The sequence below is a fragment of the Arthrobacter ipis genome, from assembly GCF_014694315.1.
Lineage (GTDB): Bacteria > Actinomycetota > Actinomycetes > Actinomycetales > Micrococcaceae > Arthrobacter > Arthrobacter ipis.
On sequence record NZ_JAAOXD010000001.1, the window covers coordinates 842300 to 860977 of the forward strand.

General features: G+C 66.2%; 18 protein-coding genes. 2 read left to right on the forward strand and 16 right to left on the reverse strand.

Going from position 1 to position 18678, the window contains the following annotated elements:
* Together G9E11_RS04045 and pgl are read left to right on the forward strand one after the other, a co-directional pair.
* Window positions 1-167, forward strand: a 167-nt coding sequence (locus tag G9E11_RS04045; protein ID WP_190603624.1) for an OpcA/G6PD domain-containing protein, incomplete at its 5' end; no start/stop codon positions are given.
* Window positions 157-975 carry a 6-phosphogluconolactonase gene (gene pgl / locus G9E11_RS04050; RefSeq protein WP_190603108.1) on the forward strand — a complete coding sequence of 273 codons (819 nt, stop codon included), beginning with the start codon at window positions 157-159 and terminating at the stop codon, window positions 973-975. The genes G9E11_RS04045 and pgl, both read left to right, overlap by 11 nt.
* On the opposite strand, the gene G9E11_RS04055 is transcribed toward pgl, so the two are convergent.
* The 16 genes from G9E11_RS04055 to G9E11_RS04130 all read right to left on the reverse strand — a co-directional run.
* Entirely contained in the window at window positions 946-1323 is a 378-nt protein-coding gene (locus G9E11_RS04055) for an RNA polymerase-binding protein RbpA (protein WP_190603116.1), read from the reverse strand. The genes pgl and G9E11_RS04055 overlap by 30 nt on opposite strands.
* A 147-nt stretch (window positions 1324-1470) precedes the next feature.
* Window positions 1471-1728 (reverse strand): preprotein translocase subunit SecG, encoded by a 258-nt coding sequence (gene secG / locus G9E11_RS04060; RefSeq protein WP_003805565.1) that lies wholly within the window; start codon window positions 1726-1728, stop codon window positions 1471-1473.
* Window positions 1729-1777: 49 nt separating this feature from the next.
* Window positions 1778-2593, reverse strand: a complete 816-nt coding sequence (gene tpiA, locus G9E11_RS04065; RefSeq protein ID WP_190603118.1) for a triose-phosphate isomerase — start codon at window positions 2591-2593, stop codon at window positions 1778-1780.
* A gap of 96 nt (window positions 2594-2689) precedes the next feature.
* Window positions 2690-3916, reverse strand: coding sequence for a phosphoglycerate kinase (locus G9E11_RS04070; RefSeq protein WP_190603120.1), 1227 nt, complete (start codon window positions 3914-3916; stop codon window positions 2690-2692).
* 10 nt (window positions 3917-3926) lie between these two features.
* Complete coding sequence (gene gap / locus G9E11_RS04075) at window positions 3927-4937, reverse strand: type I glyceraldehyde-3-phosphate dehydrogenase (RefSeq protein WP_102974296.1); 1011 nt, start codon at window positions 4935-4937, stop codon at window positions 3927-3929.
* 262 nt (window positions 4938-5199) lie between these two features.
* The gene (locus G9E11_RS04080) at window positions 5200-5823 is read right to left on the reverse strand and encodes a superoxide dismutase (protein WP_190603122.1); all 624 of its coding nucleotides are present in this window, start codon (window positions 5821-5823) and stop codon (window positions 5200-5202) included.
* 133 nt (window positions 5824-5956) lie between these two features.
* Window positions 5957-6937, reverse strand: coding sequence for a DNA-binding protein WhiA (gene whiA, locus G9E11_RS04085; RefSeq protein WP_003805560.1), 981 nt, complete (start codon window positions 6935-6937; stop codon window positions 5957-5959).
* Window positions 6938-6947: 10 nt separating this feature from the next.
* Window positions 6948-7961 carry a gluconeogenesis factor YvcK family protein gene (locus tag G9E11_RS04090; RefSeq protein ID WP_190603124.1) on the reverse strand — a complete coding sequence of 338 codons (1014 nt, stop codon included), beginning with the start codon at window positions 7959-7961 and terminating at the stop codon, window positions 6948-6950.
* Window positions 7961-8884, reverse strand: coding sequence for an RNase adapter RapZ (gene rapZ, locus G9E11_RS04095; protein ID WP_190603626.1), 924 nt, complete (start codon window positions 8882-8884; stop codon window positions 7961-7963). Before rapZ ends, G9E11_RS04090 begins: the two co-directional genes overlap by 1 nt.
* A gap of 112 nt (window positions 8885-8996) precedes the next feature.
* A complete protein-coding gene (uvrC, locus tag G9E11_RS04100) occupies window positions 8997-11063 on the reverse strand; it encodes an excinuclease ABC subunit UvrC (RefSeq protein ID WP_190603126.1) in 2067 nt (688 codons plus the stop codon).
* Between the two features lie 53 nt (window positions 11064-11116).
* Window positions 11117-11785, reverse strand: a complete 669-nt coding sequence (locus G9E11_RS04105) for a lysophospholipid acyltransferase family protein (protein ID WP_190603128.1) — start codon at window positions 11783-11785, stop codon at window positions 11117-11119.
* The gene (locus tag G9E11_RS04110) at window positions 11772-12488 is read right to left on the reverse strand and encodes an HAD hydrolase-like protein (RefSeq protein WP_190603129.1); all 717 of its coding nucleotides are present in this window, start codon (window positions 12486-12488) and stop codon (window positions 11772-11774) included. The genes G9E11_RS04105 and G9E11_RS04110 overlap by 14 nt, the downstream gene beginning before the upstream one ends.
* 251 nt (window positions 12489-12739) lie before the next feature.
* Window positions 12740-15664 carry an excinuclease ABC subunit UvrA gene (uvrA, locus tag G9E11_RS04115; RefSeq protein WP_190603131.1) on the reverse strand — a complete coding sequence of 975 codons (2925 nt, stop codon included), beginning with the start codon at window positions 15662-15664 and terminating at the stop codon, window positions 12740-12742.
* A 59-nt stretch (window positions 15665-15723) separates the two neighbouring features.
* A complete protein-coding gene (locus G9E11_RS04120; protein WP_190603133.1) occupies window positions 15724-16104 on the reverse strand; it encodes a GntR family transcriptional regulator in 381 nt (126 codons plus the stop codon).
* Window positions 16101-17960 (reverse strand): ABC transporter ATP-binding protein, encoded by a 1860-nt coding sequence (locus tag G9E11_RS04125; RefSeq protein ID WP_190603629.1) that lies wholly within the window; start codon window positions 17958-17960, stop codon window positions 16101-16103. Before G9E11_RS04125 ends, G9E11_RS04120 begins: the two co-directional genes overlap by 4 nt.
* Before the next feature lie 13 nt (window positions 17961-17973).
* Window positions 17974-18678 (reverse strand): ABC transporter ATP-binding protein (locus tag G9E11_RS04130; protein WP_190603628.1); only part of this gene is annotated, 705 nt, incomplete at its 5' end.

The window sequence follows — 18678 nt, forward strand, 5'->3', positions numbered from 1 at the left end:
CCCAACCCGGCCAACCCGCACAACGCATCTCCCTCCCACGCCGCAGCCTCCGCGACTGCCTCGCAGAAGAACTCCGCCGCCTCGACCCCGACGAGGTCTTCGGCGAAGTGATTACTATTGGACTGCCACGTACCAATCTAAGGAGTGTCCGTCCCAGTGAGCGCTGAGCCCAGAGTAAGCATCCACCCTGACTCGTCCGTCCTCATGGCCGCCATTGCGGCCCGACTGATCACCAAGCTTGTGGATGTGCAGGACCGGTTCGGTGAGGCAACGGTGGTGCTTACCGGCGGCACGGTGGGCATCGGAACGCTGAAGGCAGTAGCCGATTCCCCTGCCGCTCCCGCGGTGGACTGGGCCAAAGTGAACTTCTGGTGGGGCGACGAGCGCTTCGTCGGCTCCCAGGACCCGGACCGCAACGCGCTCCAGGCCCAGGAAGCACTCCTGAAGCACATCAACGCTGATCCCGAGCGCGTCCACGTGCCCGGCTCGACGGATGACTTTGAAACGCCGGAACAGGCAGCAGAGGACTACGCACAACGCCTCAGTAATGCGGCAGCGGCCGAGCATGCCGCAGATGCTTCGGACGACCGTCCCGAGGAGCCCGGCCGGCTTCCCCGGTTCGACGTCGTCCTGCTGGGCGTGGGCCCCGACGCGCACGTGGCGTCCCTGTTCCCGGAGCAGGGCGGCATCCGCGAGAAGCAGCTGACTGTGGTGGGGGTCCGCAACTCCCCCAAGCCGCCGCCCGAGCGCATCTCCCTGACCCTGCCGGCCATCAACACCTCCGCGGAGGTGTGGATGGTGGTGGCAGGCGAGGACAAGGCCGGTGCGGTGGGCCTGGCCCTGGCCGGAGCCAATCCCGTGCAGGTGCCCGCGGCCGGGCCGGCAGGCCGGTCCCGGACGCTGTGGCTGATCGACGAAAACGCAGCCTCGCGCGTGCCCGAGCAGCTAGTCAGGAAGGCGCCGGCTGGCTCTTAGCCGCCGCAACGCTCCAGCCAGGACCTCTTCGGCGTCCTGGCTGGAGCGTCTTTCTTTAACGTAATCCAGATGGCTTTTGAAGCCTTCTTCCTGGGCTTCGCCGGGCATCCCGGCACCGGGGTTCCGCGTCGACGGCCGGCCGCACTGGCGGCAGTCCCACACATCCGGAATCTGGTCGTCCGGCAACTTAAGAAAGACAGGCCGCGTCTCGTGTCCCATGGCGCACCAATAGGAGACACAAATACGCGGCAGGGGCTCCCCGAGAGGATCATCCCCCTGGTTCTTCAATCCGGCCCCTTGAATGACACCCACGCGGGTGCCGCGGAATCCTGAAGAGGAATGCACCATGGGAACTCCCTCGCTGCTAATGGCGGCGCTGCCGTTAGATCCGATAGCCACAGTTTAGTCCGGAGTTCCCCCTGGCGGCACGAAAAGCCCGGCCCAATCAGGAAAGGATCCTGATCGGGCCGGGCTTTTCGTGCTGGGCGGCTGCCTCTAGGAGTCGGCCACGCCTGTGAAGCGCATCAGGAGGCCGAGGGCGATGATGACCACGCCCCAGGTGACTCCGAGGATGATGGTGAACCTGTTGAGGTTGCGTTCAGCAACGCCGGACGAGGACAGCCCCGAGCTCATTCCGCCGCCGAACATGTCCGACAGGCCGCCGCCGCGTCCCTTGTGGAGGAGGATGAGCAGGGTCAGCAGAAGGCTGGTAATGCCCAGCAGGATCTGCAGAATCACATGAAGAACGTCCACGACGGCCTTTCCAAAGTTGGTGGATGCGGGAGCGTGCCAGATGAACGGACTAGTCCGTTACGAGGTGGCTCTCGAACTTCACAATATTAGCAAACTCAGCGGGATCAAGGCTGGCACCGCCCACCAGCACGCCGTCGACGTCGCGTTCCTTGAGGATGGCGGCTACGTTGCTGGCCTTGACCGAACCGCCGTACAGCAGACGGACCTTGCCCGCCACGTCGGCGTCGAACAGTTCGGTGAGCTCGGCACGGATCGCGGCACACATTTCCTGGGCGTCCTCCGGGCCTGCAACCTCGCCGGTGCCGATGGCCCAGACGGGCTCATAGGCGACGACGAGCTCGGCCGCCTGCTCGGCGGTGAGGCCTTCGACGTCGGCACGGAGCTGGTCCAGGGTGTGCTGGACGTGGGTGCCGGCCTGGCGGATCTCCAGGCCTTCCCCGACGCAGAGGACGGGGATGACGTTGTGGCGGTAGGCCGCCTTGACCTTGGCATTCAGGACTTCGTCCGACTCAGCGTGGATGGTCCGGCGTTCGCTGTGGCCAACGAGGACGTACTTGCAGCCGAGCTTGTTCAGGAACTGGCCGGAGATGTCGCCGGTGTACGCACCGGAGTCGAACTGGGACAGGTCCTGGCCGCCGTAGGCGATGTCGAGTTCGTCGCCCTGGACGAGGGTCTGCACGCCGCGGAGGTCGGTGAAGGGCGGGAAGACAGCGGCTTCCACGCGGCTGTAGTCGTGCTTGGCGTCGGACAGTGTCCAGGCCAGCTTCTGCAGGAGGGTGATGCCCTGGACGTGGTCCATGTTCATCTTCCAGTTGCCTGCGATCAAAGGCGTGCGGTCAAAGGTGCCGTTGGTTGACGTAGTCACGTGTTCTCCAAAACTGCCGGTCAAATGTGCTGATCATGTGAACAGCCGGCAGGGCGCCTTCGCGGTGCGAAAGGTGCCCTGCCGGCTGGTATGTCTTTAGCGGTCCAGAACGCTCAGGCCGGGAAGTTCCTTGCCTTCAAGGTATTCCAGGCTGGCGCCGCCGCCGGTGGAAATGTGTCCGAACTGGTCATCGGCGAAGCCGAGGGTGCGGACCGCAGCAGCGGAGTCGCCGCCGCCGACCACCGTGAACGCGTCCGTCTCCGTCAGCGCCTGGGCGATGGCCCGGGTGCCTGCGGAGAATGCCTCGAACTCGAAGACGCCCATGGGGCCGTTCCAGAACACGGTCTTGGCGCCCTTGATCTGCTCGGCGAATGCCCGGGCAGACTCGGGTCCGATGTCCAGGCCGATGCCCTGGGCTCCGAAGCTGCTGCCTTCGATGGCGTCGGCGCTGACCGTTTCGTGGTCGGCGTCGGCGGCGAACTTGGCTGCCACCACGACGTCCGTGGGGATCACGAATTCCGTGCCGGCGTCGGCTGCGCGCTTGAGGTAGTCCTGGACGACCGGGATCTGGTCCTCTTCCAGCAGGCTGCCGGCCACCTTGTGGCCTTCGGCTGCCAGGAACGTGAACAGCATGCCGCCGCCCACCAGGATGGTGTCTGCCTTGCCGAGCAGGTTGTCGATGACCGCGAGCTTGTCCGAAACCTTCGAACCGCCGAGGACCACAACGTAGGGACGCTGGGTGTCTGCGGTCAGCTTGCGGAGGACCTCCACCTCGGTGCCCACAAGGTCGCCAAGGTACGACGGGAGCCGGGTGGCGACGTCGTAAACGCTGGCGTGCTTGCGGTGGACGGCGCCAAAGGCGTCGTTCACAAAAGCACCGTTGTCACCGGTGAGTCCCACCAGTTCGTCGGCGAAAGCGCCACGCTCGGCCTCGTCCTTGCTGGTCTCGCGTGCGTCGAACCGCACGTTCTCGAGCACCAGGACCTGGCCGTCCTGCAGAGCAGCGGCCTGCTCCTTGGCGGAGGACCCTACCGTGTCCTCCGCGAGGGAGACAGGGAAGGAGGCCAGCTCAGCCAGACGGGCAACCGCCGGCTTGAGCGAGTACTTGTCTTCAGGGGCGCCCTTGGGGCGGCCGAGGTGGGCTGTTACCAGCACGCGGGCACCGGCGTCCGTGAGCTTTCCCAGCACTGGCAGAGAGGCCCGAATGCGGCCGTCGTCAGTGACTGTAGAGCCGTCGAGCGGCACATTCAGGTCACTTCTAACCAGAATGTACCGCCCGCGGACACCTTCAGCGATCAGTTCGTTGAGGGTGTGAGATGTCATGTAGCTAACCCTAGCCCAGCTTTGCCGCGACAAGCTCCGTGAGGTCCACGAGGCGGTTCGAGTAGCCCCATTCGTTGTCATACCACGAAACAACCTTGACCTGGTTGCCGATGACCTTGGTCAAACCGGAGTCAAAGATGGACGAGGCGGGGTCGCCGACGATGTCCGAGGAGACGATCGGGGCGTCGGTGTAGGTCAGGATGCCCTGCCACTCATCGGACTCTGCAGCCTTCTTGAGCGCGGCGTTGACTTCCTCGACGGTGGTCTCGCGGGAGACCGTGACGGTGAGGTCGGTTGCGGAGCCGGTGGGGACCGGAACACGGATGGCGTAGCCGTCCAGCTTGCCCTTGAGCTCCGGCAGGACCAGGCCGATGGCCTTGGCGGCACCGGTGGAGGTGGGAACCATGTTGATGGCGGCGGCGCGTGCACGGCGGAGGTCGTTGTGCGGGCCGTCCTGCAGGTTCTGGTCTGCGGTGTAGGCGTGGACGGTTGTCATCAGGCCACGCTCGATGCCGAACGTGTCGTTGACAACCTTGGCCAGCGGGCCGAGGCAGTTGGTGGTGCAGGAAGCGTTGGAGATGATGTGGTGGTTCTCGGGGTCGTACAGACCGTCGTTGACGCCCATCACGATGGTGATGTCCTCGTCCGAAGCGGGGGCGGAGATCAGGACCTTCTTGGCGCCGGCCTCGATGTGCTTCTTGGCGGCAGCCGCCTTGGTGAAGAAACCGGTGGACTCGATGACGATGTCGACGCCGAGGTCCTTCCAGGGGAGGTTGGCGGGGTCGCGCTCGGCCAGAACCTTGATGGCGTTGCCGTTGACGACGAGGTTGCCTTCCTTGACCTCGATGGTCTCGGCCAGGCGTCCGCCGACGGAATCGTACTTGAGCAGGTGGGCCAGTGCCTCGGGGCTCGTGAGGTCGTTGACGGCAACGATCTCAAGGTCCGCACCCTGAGCAAGTGCAGCGCGGAAGTAGTTGCGGCCGATGCGGCCGAAGCCGTTAATACCAATACGGGTGGTCACTTTTTGTCTCCTTTGTGCCTTGGAAGCACAACTAGTTAAGCGGGCGTTCAAGCCAACTAACAGATCCCGCACGCCATTGGGCAGAGATATTTTTCAGATCGGAGGGCGACCAGCCTCATTGCTGAAGGCTAACCGCCTTCCGTGATCCATCTTACGTTTAAGTAGGTCCGCCCCCGCAAGTGCGGGGGCGGACCGTCCAGAATTCGGCCCTAAAGTGGCCGAATGTGAAGTTTGTTACTGCTTTATGTACGCAGGATCACACTTAGAGAGTGATCAGACCGGTTGCGTTGGCGCGTGCCGCGGCGAAGCGGGCGGACACGTCGGCCCAGTTGACGATGTTCCAGAACGCCTTGACGTAGTCAGCCTTGACGTTGACGTAGTCCAGGTAGAAGGCGTGCTCCCACATGTCCAGCATCAGCAGCGGGGTGGTGCCGAGCGCGACGTTGCCCTGCTGGTCATAGAGCTGCTCGATGAGGAGGTTGCCACCGATGGGCTCGTAGGCCAGGAAGCCCCAGCCGGATCCCTGCAGACCGAGGGCGGCCGCGGAGAACTGGGCGCGGAAGGCATCGAACGAACCAAAGGCGTCGTCGATGGCGGCGGCGAGCTCACCTTCAGGCTTGTCGCCTCCGTCCGGGGAGAGGTTGTTCCAGAACACGGAGTGGTTGACGTGGCCGCCGGTGTGGAAGGCCAGGTCCTTGGAAAGGCGGTTGATGTTGGCGAAGTCGCCCTTTTCGCGTGCCTCGGCCAGCTGGGCCAGCGCGTTGTTGGCGCCCGTTACATACGCGGCGTGGTGCTTGCTGTGGTGCAGCTCCATGATCCGTGCAGAGATGTGGGGCTCGAGCGCTGCGTAATCGTAGCTGAGTTCGGGCAGAACGTACTCGGTCACAAAATCCTCCAATGTCGTGGACAGTTTGTCCGGTTTTGCTAACTCTCGGATTGTGCATCCCGGATGACGGGTCATCCGGAAAACTACGATGGCGGCAACAGCCGCCACCTGGTCTTGATTCTATGGGCGCCGTTTACTCGTCCAGCATTTCCGGCGTCACATTGGCATCCGTGCCCGGGATGCCAAGATCCGAGGCGCGTTTGTCCGCCATGGCCAGCAGCCGGCGGATGCGCCCGGCGATGGCGTCCTTCGTCATGGGCGGATCGGCGAGCCGGCCAAGTTCGTCGAGACTGGCCTGCTTGTGGGCCACCCGGAGTTCGCCGGCGTACTTGAGGTGGTCCGGAACGTCGTCGCCGAGGATCTCCAGGGCCCGGTCCACCCTGGCGCCGGCGGCCACAGCGGCCTGCGCGGAGCGGCGGAGGTTGGCGTCATCGAAGTTGGCGAGGCGGTTCGCGGTGGCCCGCACTTCCTTGCGCATGCGCCGCTCTTCCCAGACCATGAGTGCGTCGTGGGCGCCCATCCGGGTGAGCAGCGCGGCGATGGTGTCGCCGTCGCGGATCACCACGCGGTCCACTCCCCTGACTTCCCGGGCCTTGGCCTGTATCCCCAGCCGCCGGGCTGCGCCGACCAGCGCGAGGGCGGATTCCGGACCGGGGCAGGTGACCTCCATGGACGAGGACCGGCCGGGTTCCGTGAGTGAGCCGTGCGCCAGGAAGGCGCCCCGCCACACCGCTTCAGCGTCAGCGGCTGAGCCGTTGACGACGACGGATGGCAGCCCGCGCACGGGCCGTCCCCGGCCGTCAAGGAGGCCGGTCTGCCGGGCGAGCGCCTCGCCGTCGCGGACGACGCGGACCACGTACCGGCTGCCGCGGCGCAGGCCGCTGCCGGAGACGACGATGATCTCGCTCTGGTGCCCGTAGACCTCGGCGATCGCGGCGCGCAGGCGGCGGGCGGTGGAGGCCAGATCGACCTCGGCCTCGATGACGATCCGGCCCGAGATGATGTGCAATCCCCCGGCAAAGCGGAGCATGGCCGAGACCTCAGCCTTGCGGACTGATGATTTCTTGATGTCCAGGCGGGAGAGTTCTTCCTTGACTGATGCTGTCAGTGCCATGGCACCTTTCCTAACTATTCCCGAAAATATCCTGGTAGGCCGTAGCCAGCCGCAAGGGGTCATGGACCGGTCGCCGGCCCGAAGCCCCTACTCTACCCAAGACAACCTCGGCACCGATCATCCCCGCTGCCCGCTCAAACTCGGCCAGGTCCGAAACGGAGGCCGGGTCTGCGAGCACCACGTCCGCGCTGAACTCCGGCGCGTAGTCGCGCAGCACATGCAGGTGGTCGGCGGCGGACATGCCCGACGTTTCCTTGGTGTCCATGGCGAGGTTCATGGTGAGGCAGCGCTTCGCCGGCGTATCGCAGAGCGCCTGGCGCATTTCCGGCAGCAGCAGATGCGGGAGCACGGAGGTGTACCAGGAGCCGGGGCCCAGCACCACCCAGTCGGCAAGCTCAATCGCGGTCAGGGCCTCAACGCAGGCCGGAGCCTGTTCGGGAAGCAGCCGGACGCTCTCCAACGAACCCGCAACGGCGCAGCGGGCCTGGCCCGTGATGGTGGTGACCGTGCTGCTGCCGTCCGGGGCGGTCACGCGGACATCGCCCTCGATGGTCAGCGGAACGGTGGACATGGGAAGAACCTGTCCGCGGGCGCCGAGCAGCGCACCCGCCCATTTCAGGCCGGCCACGGCGTCCCCCAGCAGTTCCCAGAGCGTGACGATCAGAAGGTTTCCCATGGCGTGTTCGTCCAGGGAGGCGCCGCCGCGGGCAGACCGGAACCGGTGCTGCATGACGTCGCGCCAGGTACGGCCCCAGTCGGTGTCATCGCAGAGGGCGGACAGGGCCATCCGGAGATCACCGGGCGGAAGGACGCCGTACTCCTCGCGGAGACGGCCGGAGGACCCGCCGTCGTCCGCCACGGTGACCACCGCGGTCAATTCGGAAGTAAGCAGCCGCAGTGCCGAGAGGGAGGCCGAAAGGCCGTGGCCGCCGCCGAGCGCGACGACGGTGGGTCCCTTGTCCTGTTGGGAACCGGTCAGGCCGGCCGGCGGAATCAAAGGCAGCGGGCCGGTAAGAACCCCCATTACTCGCGGCCCAGGTCCCGGTGCGTCGTGGTCACGGTCACGCGCGGATATTGCGCGAGCCGCTTGGAGAGCTCCATGGCGACCGCCACCGAGCGGTGCTTTCCGCCGGTGCATCCGACGGCGATGGTGGCGTAGTGCTTGTTCTCCCGGCGGTAGCCCTCCAGGACAGGTTCCAGCGCGAGCACGTAGCGCTCCACGAAGTTCGGCACGCCCTCGGCTCCGAGGACGTACTCGCTGACGTCCTGGTCAAGGCCGGTGTGCGGCCGGAGCGCCGGCACCCAGTGCGGATTGGGAATGAACCGGACGTCGGCCACATAGTTGGCGTCCACGGGAAGGCCGTATTTGAAGCCGAAGCTCATGATGTTCAGGCGGATCGCGATGGGGCCGGTCTCGGTGAACAGTTCGGTGATCGCGGTGGCGAGCCCGTGCACGTTCAGGGACGAGGTGTCCAGGACGAGGTCCGAGGAGTCGCGCAGCTCCTTGAGGAGTTCGCGTTCCGCGGCGATGCCGTCCAGGATCCTGCCGCCGCCCTGCAGCGGGTGCGGGCGCCGGCCCTGTTCGAAACGGCGGACCAGGACGTCGTCGCTGGCATCGAGGAACAGCACCCGGAAGGTGACGCCGCTGGCTTCGAGGGCACGGAGCGCGGCGCGGATGTCGGCGAACAGCGCCTTGCTGCGCACGTCCATCACCACGGCAAGTTTGGGAATGGACTGCGGGGCGTGGGACACGAGTTCAGCCAGGGTCCCCAGCATCTGCGGCGGCAGGTTTTCGACGACGTACCAGCCGTGGTCCTCCAGCGCGTCGGAGGCGGTGCTGCGGCCTGCACCGGACATTCCGGTCACGATGAGCAGTTCCGCTTCGGCGGGCTTGACCGGTGTCAGGCCGTCCTCTTCGGTCCTGGACTCCGCCGTCGACTCTGCCATTGATTCCAGCCTCATTCCTGCTGTTGCTTCCGCGCGCAATTACTGCGCGGGTTGCTGTTTGCGGCACACGCCGATTTCCCGTACTTACCCTAACCAAGTTTCGGGGCACGGGCTAAGTTTCCAGCACTTCCCCGGTGGTCATGTTGATCGCCGGAACGGACTCGTCCGAGTCACCGCCCGCGCCGCCCGCGCTGAAGTGGGTGACAATGGCCGCGGCCAGCGCCGGCCCGACACCCTTGGCCGCGGTCAGTTCCGCCGCCGATGCCGCCTTGATCTTCTTCACGGAGCCAAAGTGGGCGAGCAGCGCCTTCCGCTTGGAATCGCCCAGCCCGGGCACGCCGTCGAGGGCTGAGACGGTCATCGCCTTGCCGCGCTTTTGCCGGTGGAAGGAGATGGCGAAGCGGTGCGCCTCGTCGCGGATGCGCTGCAGCATGTAGAGGCCCTGCGAGGAGCGGGGCAGGATGACCGGAAAGTCGCTGTCCGGCAGCCAGACCTCCTCGAGGCGCTTGGCGAGCCCGACGACGTAGACGTCGTCGACGCCCAGCGCCTCCAGTGCCCGGGCGGCCGCGTTCACCTGTGGCTTGCCGCCGTCCACCACCACGAGGTTGGGCGGGTAGGCGAATTTCGCGCGCGGCGCCGGCGTGGTCGTGTCGGACAGTGCGGCGTCCGCCAGCGCGCTGTCCGCCGTTGCCGCGTTTGCGGCGGCTGGCGCCGCCCCTTTGGCACCGGTCCCGTTCGGGGCAGTCGCGACCAGTTCGGCGGCTTCAACCTGGGCCGTCTTGTCCACGAGATAGTGCCGGAAACGCCGCGTCAGGACGTCGTGCATCGCAGCGGTGTCGTCCGTGGCCGCGGCGCCGGTGATGGAGAACTTTCGGTAATCGGACTTCTTGGGCAGCCCGTCCTCCACCACCACCATGGAGGCCACCACGTTAGTGCCCTGGACGTGGGAGACGTCGTAGCATTCGATGCGCAGCAGCGGAACAGGGAGCTCCAGCGCCTCCTGAAGTTCCTGCAGCGCCTGCGACCGGACGGTCAGGTCGCCGGCGCGGCGGGTCTTGTGGAGCCGGAGTGCGTGTTCGGCATTTTCGCGGACCGTGGACATAAGAGCGGCCTTGTCCCCGCGCTGCGGAACCCGGATGTCCACCTTGGCGCCGCGGATGCCGCCCAGCCACTCGGCTAGATCCTGTGAATTGCTCGGTTCGACAGGCACCAGTACCTCGCGGGGAAGCCGGCCCTGGATCTCGGCGTCCTCGCCGTAGACCTGCTGGAGGAGGTGTTCGACGAGGTCGGGGGTGGTGAAGTCCTCCACCTTCTCGACCACCCAGCCGCGCTGGCCGCGCACCCGTCCGCCCCGGACGTGGAACACCTGGACGGCCGCTTCGAGCTCGTCCTCGTGCAGGGCGAAAACGTCGGCGTCGGTGTCCTCGGCAAGCACCACGGCGTTCCGTTCGAAGACCTTCCGGAGGGCGGTGATGTCGTCGCGCAGCCGGGCAGCGCGTTCGTAGTCAAGGATGGCGACGGCGGCCCCCATCTCCTTTTCGAGCCGGGCGATGAACCGCTTGGCCTCGCCTCCCATGAAGGCACAGAAGTCCTCGGCCAGGGCGCGGTGTTCCTCGGGGGTGACGCGGCCGACGCAGGGGGCCGAGCATTTGTCGATGTAGCCCAGCAGGCAGGGCCTGCCGCTGGCCTGGGCACGCTTCAGGACGCCCGCGCTGCAGCTGCGCACGGGAAAGACCCGCAGCAGGGTGTCCATGGTTTCGCGGATGGCTCCAGCCGTGTAAGGGCCGAAGTACCGGGTGCCTTTCCGCCGCTCGCCGCGCATGACCTGCACGCGCGGCAGCTTCTCGCCCATGGTGACGGCGAGGTACGGATACGTCTTGTCGTCCCGGAAAACCACGTTGAACCGCGGCTTGAATTCCTTGATCCAGGTGTATTCCAGCTGGAGGGATTCGAGCTCGCTGGCCACCACCGTCCACTCGACGCTGCTGGCCGCGTACACCATGGCGTGGGTCTTGGGCAGGAGCCCTGCCGGGTTCGCGAAGTACGAATTCAGGCGTGACCGGAGGTTCTTGGCCTTGCCGACGTAGATAACCCGCCCATGGGGATCCCTGAACCTGTAAACGCCCGGATTGGTCGGAATCTCACCCGTCTGGGGTCTATAACTTGATGGATCTGCCACGATTCCAGTCTACTGAGCTGAGGGGCCGCGGATTGCCGCCCGGAAAGCTGCGCCTACTCGATGACCTTGCTCTGGTTGTAGCTGGTGGAGCGTTCCTGGCCGCTGAGCTCGGCGATGGCGTCCATGATCCGGTCGGTCACCTGGCGCCGGGCGGGGAGGGAATGGTCCGGGCCGGTCTTGTCGAAGTAGATCGGCTCCCCCACCTTCATGATGAAGTGCTGGGGTTTAACCGCGTTGCGGCCGGCGGGCTGCAGCTTCTCGGTGCCGATCAGTCCCACCGGGATTACCGGGGCACCGGTGGTGAGGGCCAGCCAGCCGACGCCGGTCCGGCCGCGGTACAGGATTCCGTCACGGGACCGGGTGCCCTCGGGGTAAATGCCGACGCCCCTGCCGTCCTCGAGGATGTCCAGCAGTGTCCTGAGGGCCTGCACGCTCGCGGCCTGTTCCCCTCGTTCGACGGGAATGGAGCCGACTGCCTCGAAGAAGGACTTCATCACGCGGCCCTTGATGCCCTTGGTGGTGAAGTACTCCGCCTTGGCAAAGAACGCGACGGGCCGCGGCATGAGCGCCTGGACAATCACGCTGTCCAGAAAGGAGAGGTGGTTCGGCGCCACAATAAACGGCCCGCTCTTGGGCACGTTCTCCAGCCCGATGACGGTAGGCCGGCAGCTGCCGGAGATGAGGGTCCGCGTCGTCCAGCGGACGCCGTCAAACAGCTCCATCGTTGCGCACCTCGCTCAGGGCTGCGGCGCGGACGTTCTCCAGCTCCTCGACCTTGGCGCGCAGGCCGGCGGTGTCGTGTACGACAGCCACAGCTCCCGCTGCCTCCAGTTCGCCGTCGGGCGCGAAGCCCCAGCTAACGCCGATGCAGTCGAGTCCGTTGGCCAGCGCTCCGGCCACATCCTGCGCGCGGTCGCCCACCGTCACGGCGTGCTGCGTGCCGAGGTCCGTCATGGCAGCGGCGATGATGCCGGTCTTGCCGACCGGACCGGCTGCAGCCGCGGCCTCGTCTGCGGCCGACCCCCTGATGGCGCGGAACCGGCCGGCAATCTTGTGGTGCTGAAGCACCAGCTGGGCAAGGCCTTCGGGCTTTTGCGTAGCAACAGCTATGGGCCGCCCGGCATCCACGTAGCCATCCAACAGGCTGACGATGCCAGGGTACAGGCGGCTTTGGGAAATGCCGACGTCCAGATAATGCATCCGGTACGTCCGGATGACAGCCTTGAGCATGGCCGGCGGAACAGCCGCGACGTTCAGCAGCGAGTCGCTCAGCTTGGGACCCACCATCGCGTCTAGAAGGTCCTGGCTGGGGACAGGAAGGCCATGTTCCGTGAGGGCCGCGGCAATTCCGTCTGTTATCCCGCCGGCCGGATCGACAAGAGTGCCGTCCAGGTCGAAGATCACGGGCACTGTTGTTGAAGTCACCGGCTTAGTTTCTCACGATGGCACGCCTGCTCAAACTCGTATGCCGCCCGGGGAATACTTCCGCCCGTAATTGGAGTTATTGTCCACGTATCGTGACTTCCGAGGCGTTTAGCGGCCATTATCTGGACAAAAACTCCAATGAAATGCGTACGATGGCGGCCCGCCAGTTGATCTGGCGGGCCGCCGTTGCGTTATTGGTCCTGGCGTTCGTGAGCCGTTGCGCTGTTGGTCCTGGCGTTGTGGCCTGGCTGCTAGCCGAGGATCTCGGCCAGGAACTTCGCGGTGTAGCTTTCCGAGGACTTGGAGACCTGCTCGGGGGTACCCGAGGCAATGATCCGGCCCCCGCCGGAGCCTCCGTCAGGGCCAAGGTCCACGATCCAGTCGGCGCTCTTGATGACGTCGAGGTTGTGCTCAATGGTGATAACCGTGTTGCCCTTCTCGACGAGGCCCTGCAGCACCATCAGCAGCTTCCGGATGTCTTCGAAGTGCAGCCCGGTGGTGGGCTCGTCGAGGACGTAGACGCTGCGCCCGTTGGACCGCTTCTGGAGTTCGGCCGCGAGCTTGACGCGCTGCGCTTCACCGCCGGACAGCGTGGTGGCGGGCTGGCCGAGCCGGACGTATCCGAGGCCGACATCGACTAGTGTCTTGAGGTGGCGGGCAATCGGGGAGAAAGCAGCGAAGAATTCGGCTCCCTCCTCGATGGGCATGTTCAGTACGTCGGCGATGGTCTTGCCCTTGTAGTGCACCTCGAGGGTCTCCCGGTTGTAGCGCGCACCGTGGCAGACCTCGCAGGGAACGTAGACGTCCGGCAGGAAGTTCATTTCGATCTTCAGCGTGCCGTCACCGGAGCAGGCTTCGCACCGCCCGCCCTTGACGTTGAAGGAGAACCGTCCCGGGAGGTAGCCGCGGACCTTGGCCTCCGTGGTCTCGGCGAAGAGCTTCCGGATGTTGTCGAACACGCCCGTGTAGGTGGCAGGGTTGGAGCGCGGCGTGCGGCCGATCGGGCTCTGGTCGACGTGCACCACCTTGTCCAGGTGCTCGAGGCCCTGGACAGAGCGGTGCCGCCCGGCCACCTGCTTGGCGCCGTTGAGCTTGTTGGCCAGCACCTTGTACAGGATCTCGTTGACCAGGGTGGATTTGCCCGAGCCGCTGACGCCGGTCACTGCGGTGAACAGGCCCAGCGGGAAGGCCGCATCAACGTTGACGAGGTTGTTTTCGCGGGCACCGACCACCTTCAGCTCGCGCTTCTTGTCGTACTTGCGCCGCTTCTTGGGGATGTCGATGCGCTTCCTGCCGGAGAGATAATCCCCGGTGAGGGACTTCGTGTTCTCCAGCAGCGCTTTGTAGGACCCGGAGTGGACCACCTGTCCGCCGTGTTCGCCGGCTCCGGGGCCGATGTCCACGATCCAGTCGGCCTCGTGGATGGTGTCCTCGTCGTGTTCGACCACGATGAGGGTGTTGCCCAGGTCCCGGAGCCGGGTCAGGGTTTCGATCAGGCGCCGGTTGTCCCGCTGGTGCAGCCCGATGGACGGCTCGTCCAGGACGTACAGCACGCCCACAAGGCCCGATCCGATCTGGGTGGCCAGCCGGATGCGCTGGGCCTCGCCGCCGGAGAGGGTGCCGGAGGGGCGTTCCAGGTTCAGGTACTCCAGCCCCACGTCCAGCAGGAAGGTGAGGCGGGCCTGGATCTCCTTGAGGACCTGGTGTGCGATCTGCGCCTCACGGCCGGTCAGCACGAGGTTGTCCAGGAATGCCGCGCAGTCGCGCATGGGCAGCCGCGCGACGTCGGCAATGGACTTGCCGTTGATGAGCACCGAGAGCGACGCCGGGTTCAGCCGGGCACCGTTGCACGCGGGGCAGGGGATCTGCCGCATGTATTCCTCGTAGCGGTCCCTGGCGGAGTCGGACTCCGTTTCGGTGTGCTTGCGGTGCACGTACTGCACCACGCCTTCGAAGCCCGTGCTGTACTTGCGCTCCCGGCCGAACCGGTTGCGGTACTGGACCACCACCTTGTGGTCCTTGCCGTGCAGGACGGTCTGCCGGACGTCTGCGGAAAGGTCCTGCCACGGCGTGGTCATGGAGAACCCGAGCTCCTTGGCGAGCCCCCCGAGCAGCCGGTTCCAGTACTCGGTGGTCGCGGTGCCCAGGGACCACGGCGCAATTGCCCCGTCCTCGAGCGCAAGCTCCGGGTTCGGAATGATCAGTTCCTCGTCGACTTCCAGCCGGGTGCCGATGCCGCTGCAGGCCGAGCAGGCGCCGAACGGGTTGTTGAACGAGAAGGACCTGGGCTCGATCTCATCGATGGCCAGGGGGTGCTCGTTGGGGCAGGCCAGGTTTTCCGAGAAGGCGCGCGTGCGGTGCGCGTCGTCGGCGTCAAGGTCGACGAAGTCGGCCAGGACGCGCCCTTCGGCGAGGCCGAGCGCCGTCTCGATGGAGTCCGTCAGCCGCTGCCGGATGCCCTCCTTGACCACGAGCCGGTCCACCACCACCTCGATGGTGTGCTTGAACTGCTTGCCGAGCTTGGGCGGGTCGCTCAGCTGGACGAGGTCGCCGTCGACCCGGGCGCGGGAATAGCCCTTCGCCGTCAGCTCCTTGAAGAGGTCCACGAACTCGCCCTTGCGGCCGCGTACCACCGGAGCGAGGATCTGGAAACGGGTCCCGTCCTCAAGTTCGAGCAGCTGGTCCACGATCTGCTGCGGGGTCTGCTTGATGACGGGTTCACCGCACACGGGACAGTGCGGACGGCCCACCCGTGCCCACAGGAGGCGCATGTAGTCGTAAATTTCGGTGATCGTGCCCACGGTGGAGCGCGGGTTCTTGCTCGTGGACTTCTGGTCGATCGAGACCGCAGGCGACAGGCCCTCGATGAAGTCGACGTCGGGCTTGTCCACCTGGCCCAGGAATTGCCGGGCGTAGGCCGAGAGCGATTCCACGTAGCGGCGCTGGCCCTCGGCGAAAATGGTGTCGAAGGCGAGCGAGGACTTTCCCGAACCGGACAGGCCGGTGAAGACGATCATGGCGTCACGCGGCAGGTCGAGGTCGACGTTGCGGAGGTTGTGCTCACGGGCGCCCTTGACCACCAGCCGGGAAAGATCCGGACGCGCCGGTTTGGCGGGGTCCAGGGGGACGACGGCGGAGGGGGCAACAGCGGTTTCTTCAGCTACGGCTTTAGGCACCCACTAATGCTAGTCGAAAACTTCTTCGAATATAAACGCGGGTGTGCTATGCCACGCAGCTACTCGGCGTCGTAAGCGGCAGCCAGCAGGTGGACCGCCTGGGCGAACGTTGCGCCCTGTGATTTGGCGGCCGCGGCATAGTCTGCGGCTGCCTCCGACAACGTCCCCCAGCGCTCGTCGCGGGCGCAGACCACCGTCCCGTTGCGCCCCTTGGTGGCGACGACGCCCGCAGCTTCCAGCTCCTTGTACGCCCGCGCCACGGTGTGGGGTGCGACGCCGAGGGTTTCGGCGAGGCTCCGCACCGCCGGCAGCCGCGTGCCGGGTGCAAGCTTCCCCTGGTCCGCCTGCTCGATCACGTGCAGCCTCAGCTGCTCGAAGAGGGCCACGGAGCTGCCGGTGTTCGGTTTCCACTGCCCCGGGAAGGTATGGCCGGCGGTCACAGGCCTGACTCCCGGTAGCGCTGCCGGCCGGCGGCGTGCCTGCCGCGGTGCCGGCGGATGGCGCCGAGCTCGCGGTCCACCCCGCGGAACTGCGCCTCATACAGGTGCCTGTAATGGCCGTCCACGGACAGCAGGCTGCTGTGCGTTCCCTGTTCAACAATGCGTCCGTGATCCATGACCAGAATTAGATCAGCGTCGCGCACGGTGGACAACCTGTGCGCAATGATGAAGCTCGTCTTACCGTGCCGCAGCCGGTTCATTGCGAGCTTAATCTGCATCTCGGTCCGGGTGTCCACGGAACTCGTTGCCTCGTCCAGGATCAGGACGCTCCGGTCGGCGAGCCGGGCCCGGGCGATCGTGATCAGTTGCCGCTGGCCCTGGCTCAGCGAATCGCCGTCGTCTCCCAGGACCGTGCCGTAGCCGGCGGGCAGCGACCTGACGAAGTGGTCCACGTGGCTGGCCTCGGCCGCGGCCAGGATACGGTCATCATCCGCCCCCGGGGAGCCGTATTCGATGTTTTCGCGCACGGTCCCGCTGAACAGCCAGACGTCCTGCATGACCACGGCGAAGTTGGACCGCAGCGAGTCCACGGGGACCGTGGAGATGTCCGTGCCATCAATCGTGATCCGGCCAGAATCCAGTTCATAGAAGCGCATGAGGAGGTTCACCACGGTGGTCTTGCCCGCACCCGTGTGGCCCACGATGGCCACTGTCTGGCCCGGCAGGACGGAGAAGGACAGCCCGCTGGCGGCCGGCACCCCCGGGGTGTACGCGAAGGTGACGTCCTCGAAGTCAATCCGGCCGCGCAGGCTGTCCTGGCGGACCGGAACGCCGTCCTCGCGTGGAACCTCAGGCTCGTCGAGCAGGGCGAAGACCCGCTCAGCCGAGGCCGCGCAGGACTGCATGAGCGTGAGCATGCCGCCAATCTGCCCCATTGGCTGGGTGAACAGGCGGCTGAACTGGATGAACGCCTGGATGCCGCCGATGGTCATTACCCCGGCCGCCACCTGCAGGGCGCCTACGACGGCCACGGCCACGTAGTTGAGGTTGGCGACGAAGACCATGAGCGGCTGCACGGCTCCCGAGACGAACTGGGCGCGCGCGCTGGCGCGGGCCAGCCGGTCGTTGCCGCGGCCGAAGATGGCCGCCGCCGTGTCCTGCTGCCCGAACGCCTTGATCACCTCGTGTCCGGTGATGAACTCCTCGACGTGGGCATTCAGCTCCCCGGTGGACGCCCACTGGGCCGAGAAATAGGTCTGGGACTGCCGTGCCATGAACACCGTAATCAGCGTGGACACGGGAACGGACACCAGGGCGATGGCGGCCAGCAGCGGCGAGATCCACAGCATCATGGCCAGCGAGCCGCACAGCATCAGCACGGACATGATCAGCTGCGTGAGCAGCTGGTTGAGTGCCTGCGAGATGTTGTCGACGTCGTTGGTGGCCCGGCTGAGGACATCGCCCCTGGCCTGTTCGTGGAAGTGCGCCGACGGCAGCCGGTGCAGTTTGTCCTCGACGGCGGCGCGGAGGCCGAAGACCAGCCGCTGCACCGCCTGGGCGGTCAGCGCCCCCTGGACCCAGTTGAAGACGGACGTCCCAACGTACATCAGCGAGACCACGCCGAGCAGCATGGCAAGTTTGCCGGCGTCGAACGTCCCATGCATGAAGCCGTCGACAACGACGTCGGTGGCGTCGCCTAGGAGCTTGGGAGCCGCCACATTGAGGGCGGCGAAGCCGCAGGTGGCCGCGACGGCCAGGACCATCCTGCCTCCGGACGGGCGCAGCAGGCCCAGCAGGCGTTTGGCGGCCGGCAGGAAAGTGCCGGTGGTGCGCCTGGCCGCGTGGGTGCCCTTCATGGCCGCCCGCTGCTCACGGCTGCTCATCAAGGGCCAGTTGGGATTCGGCGATCTCCCGGTAGGTGGACGACGATTCCAGCAGTTCGGCGTGGGTCCCCTGGGCAACCAGCCGGCCATCCTCCAGCACCAGAATGCGGTCCGCGCCCATGATGGTGGGAATGCGTTCGGCCACCATGATTACCGTGGCTGCTTCCAGCGCGGGCGCCATTGCCTCCCGGACCGCGGCCTCAGTGGCATAGTCCAGGGCGGAAAAACTGTCATCAAAGATGTAGAGGTCCGCGGCGCGGAGCATGGCGCGGGCGATGCAGAGACGCTGCCGCTGCCCGCCCGAAAGCCCGGCCCCGCCCTGGGCGACGGCTGCATGGAGGCCGTCCTGGAGCCCGCGCACGAAGTCCCCGGCCTGCGCCAGCTGCAGAGCCTGCCACAGCTCGTCCTCGGTGGCCTCCGGCGCGCCCATCCGCAGATTGCTCGCCACGGTGCCCGAGAAGAGATAGGAGTGCTGCGGCACCACTGAGATCCGCTCCCGCAGCCGGCCGGCGGGCAGGGTTCTGACGTCGGCTCCCCCCAGCCGGACTTCGCCGGAGGTGGCATTCAGGAACCGCGGCAAGAGATTCAGCAGCGTGGTCTTGCCGCTGCCGGTGGCACCGATGATGGCGGTGGTGGTGCCCGGGACTGCGGTAAAGGAGATGTCCGCCAGGACGGGGGACTCCGCCCCGGG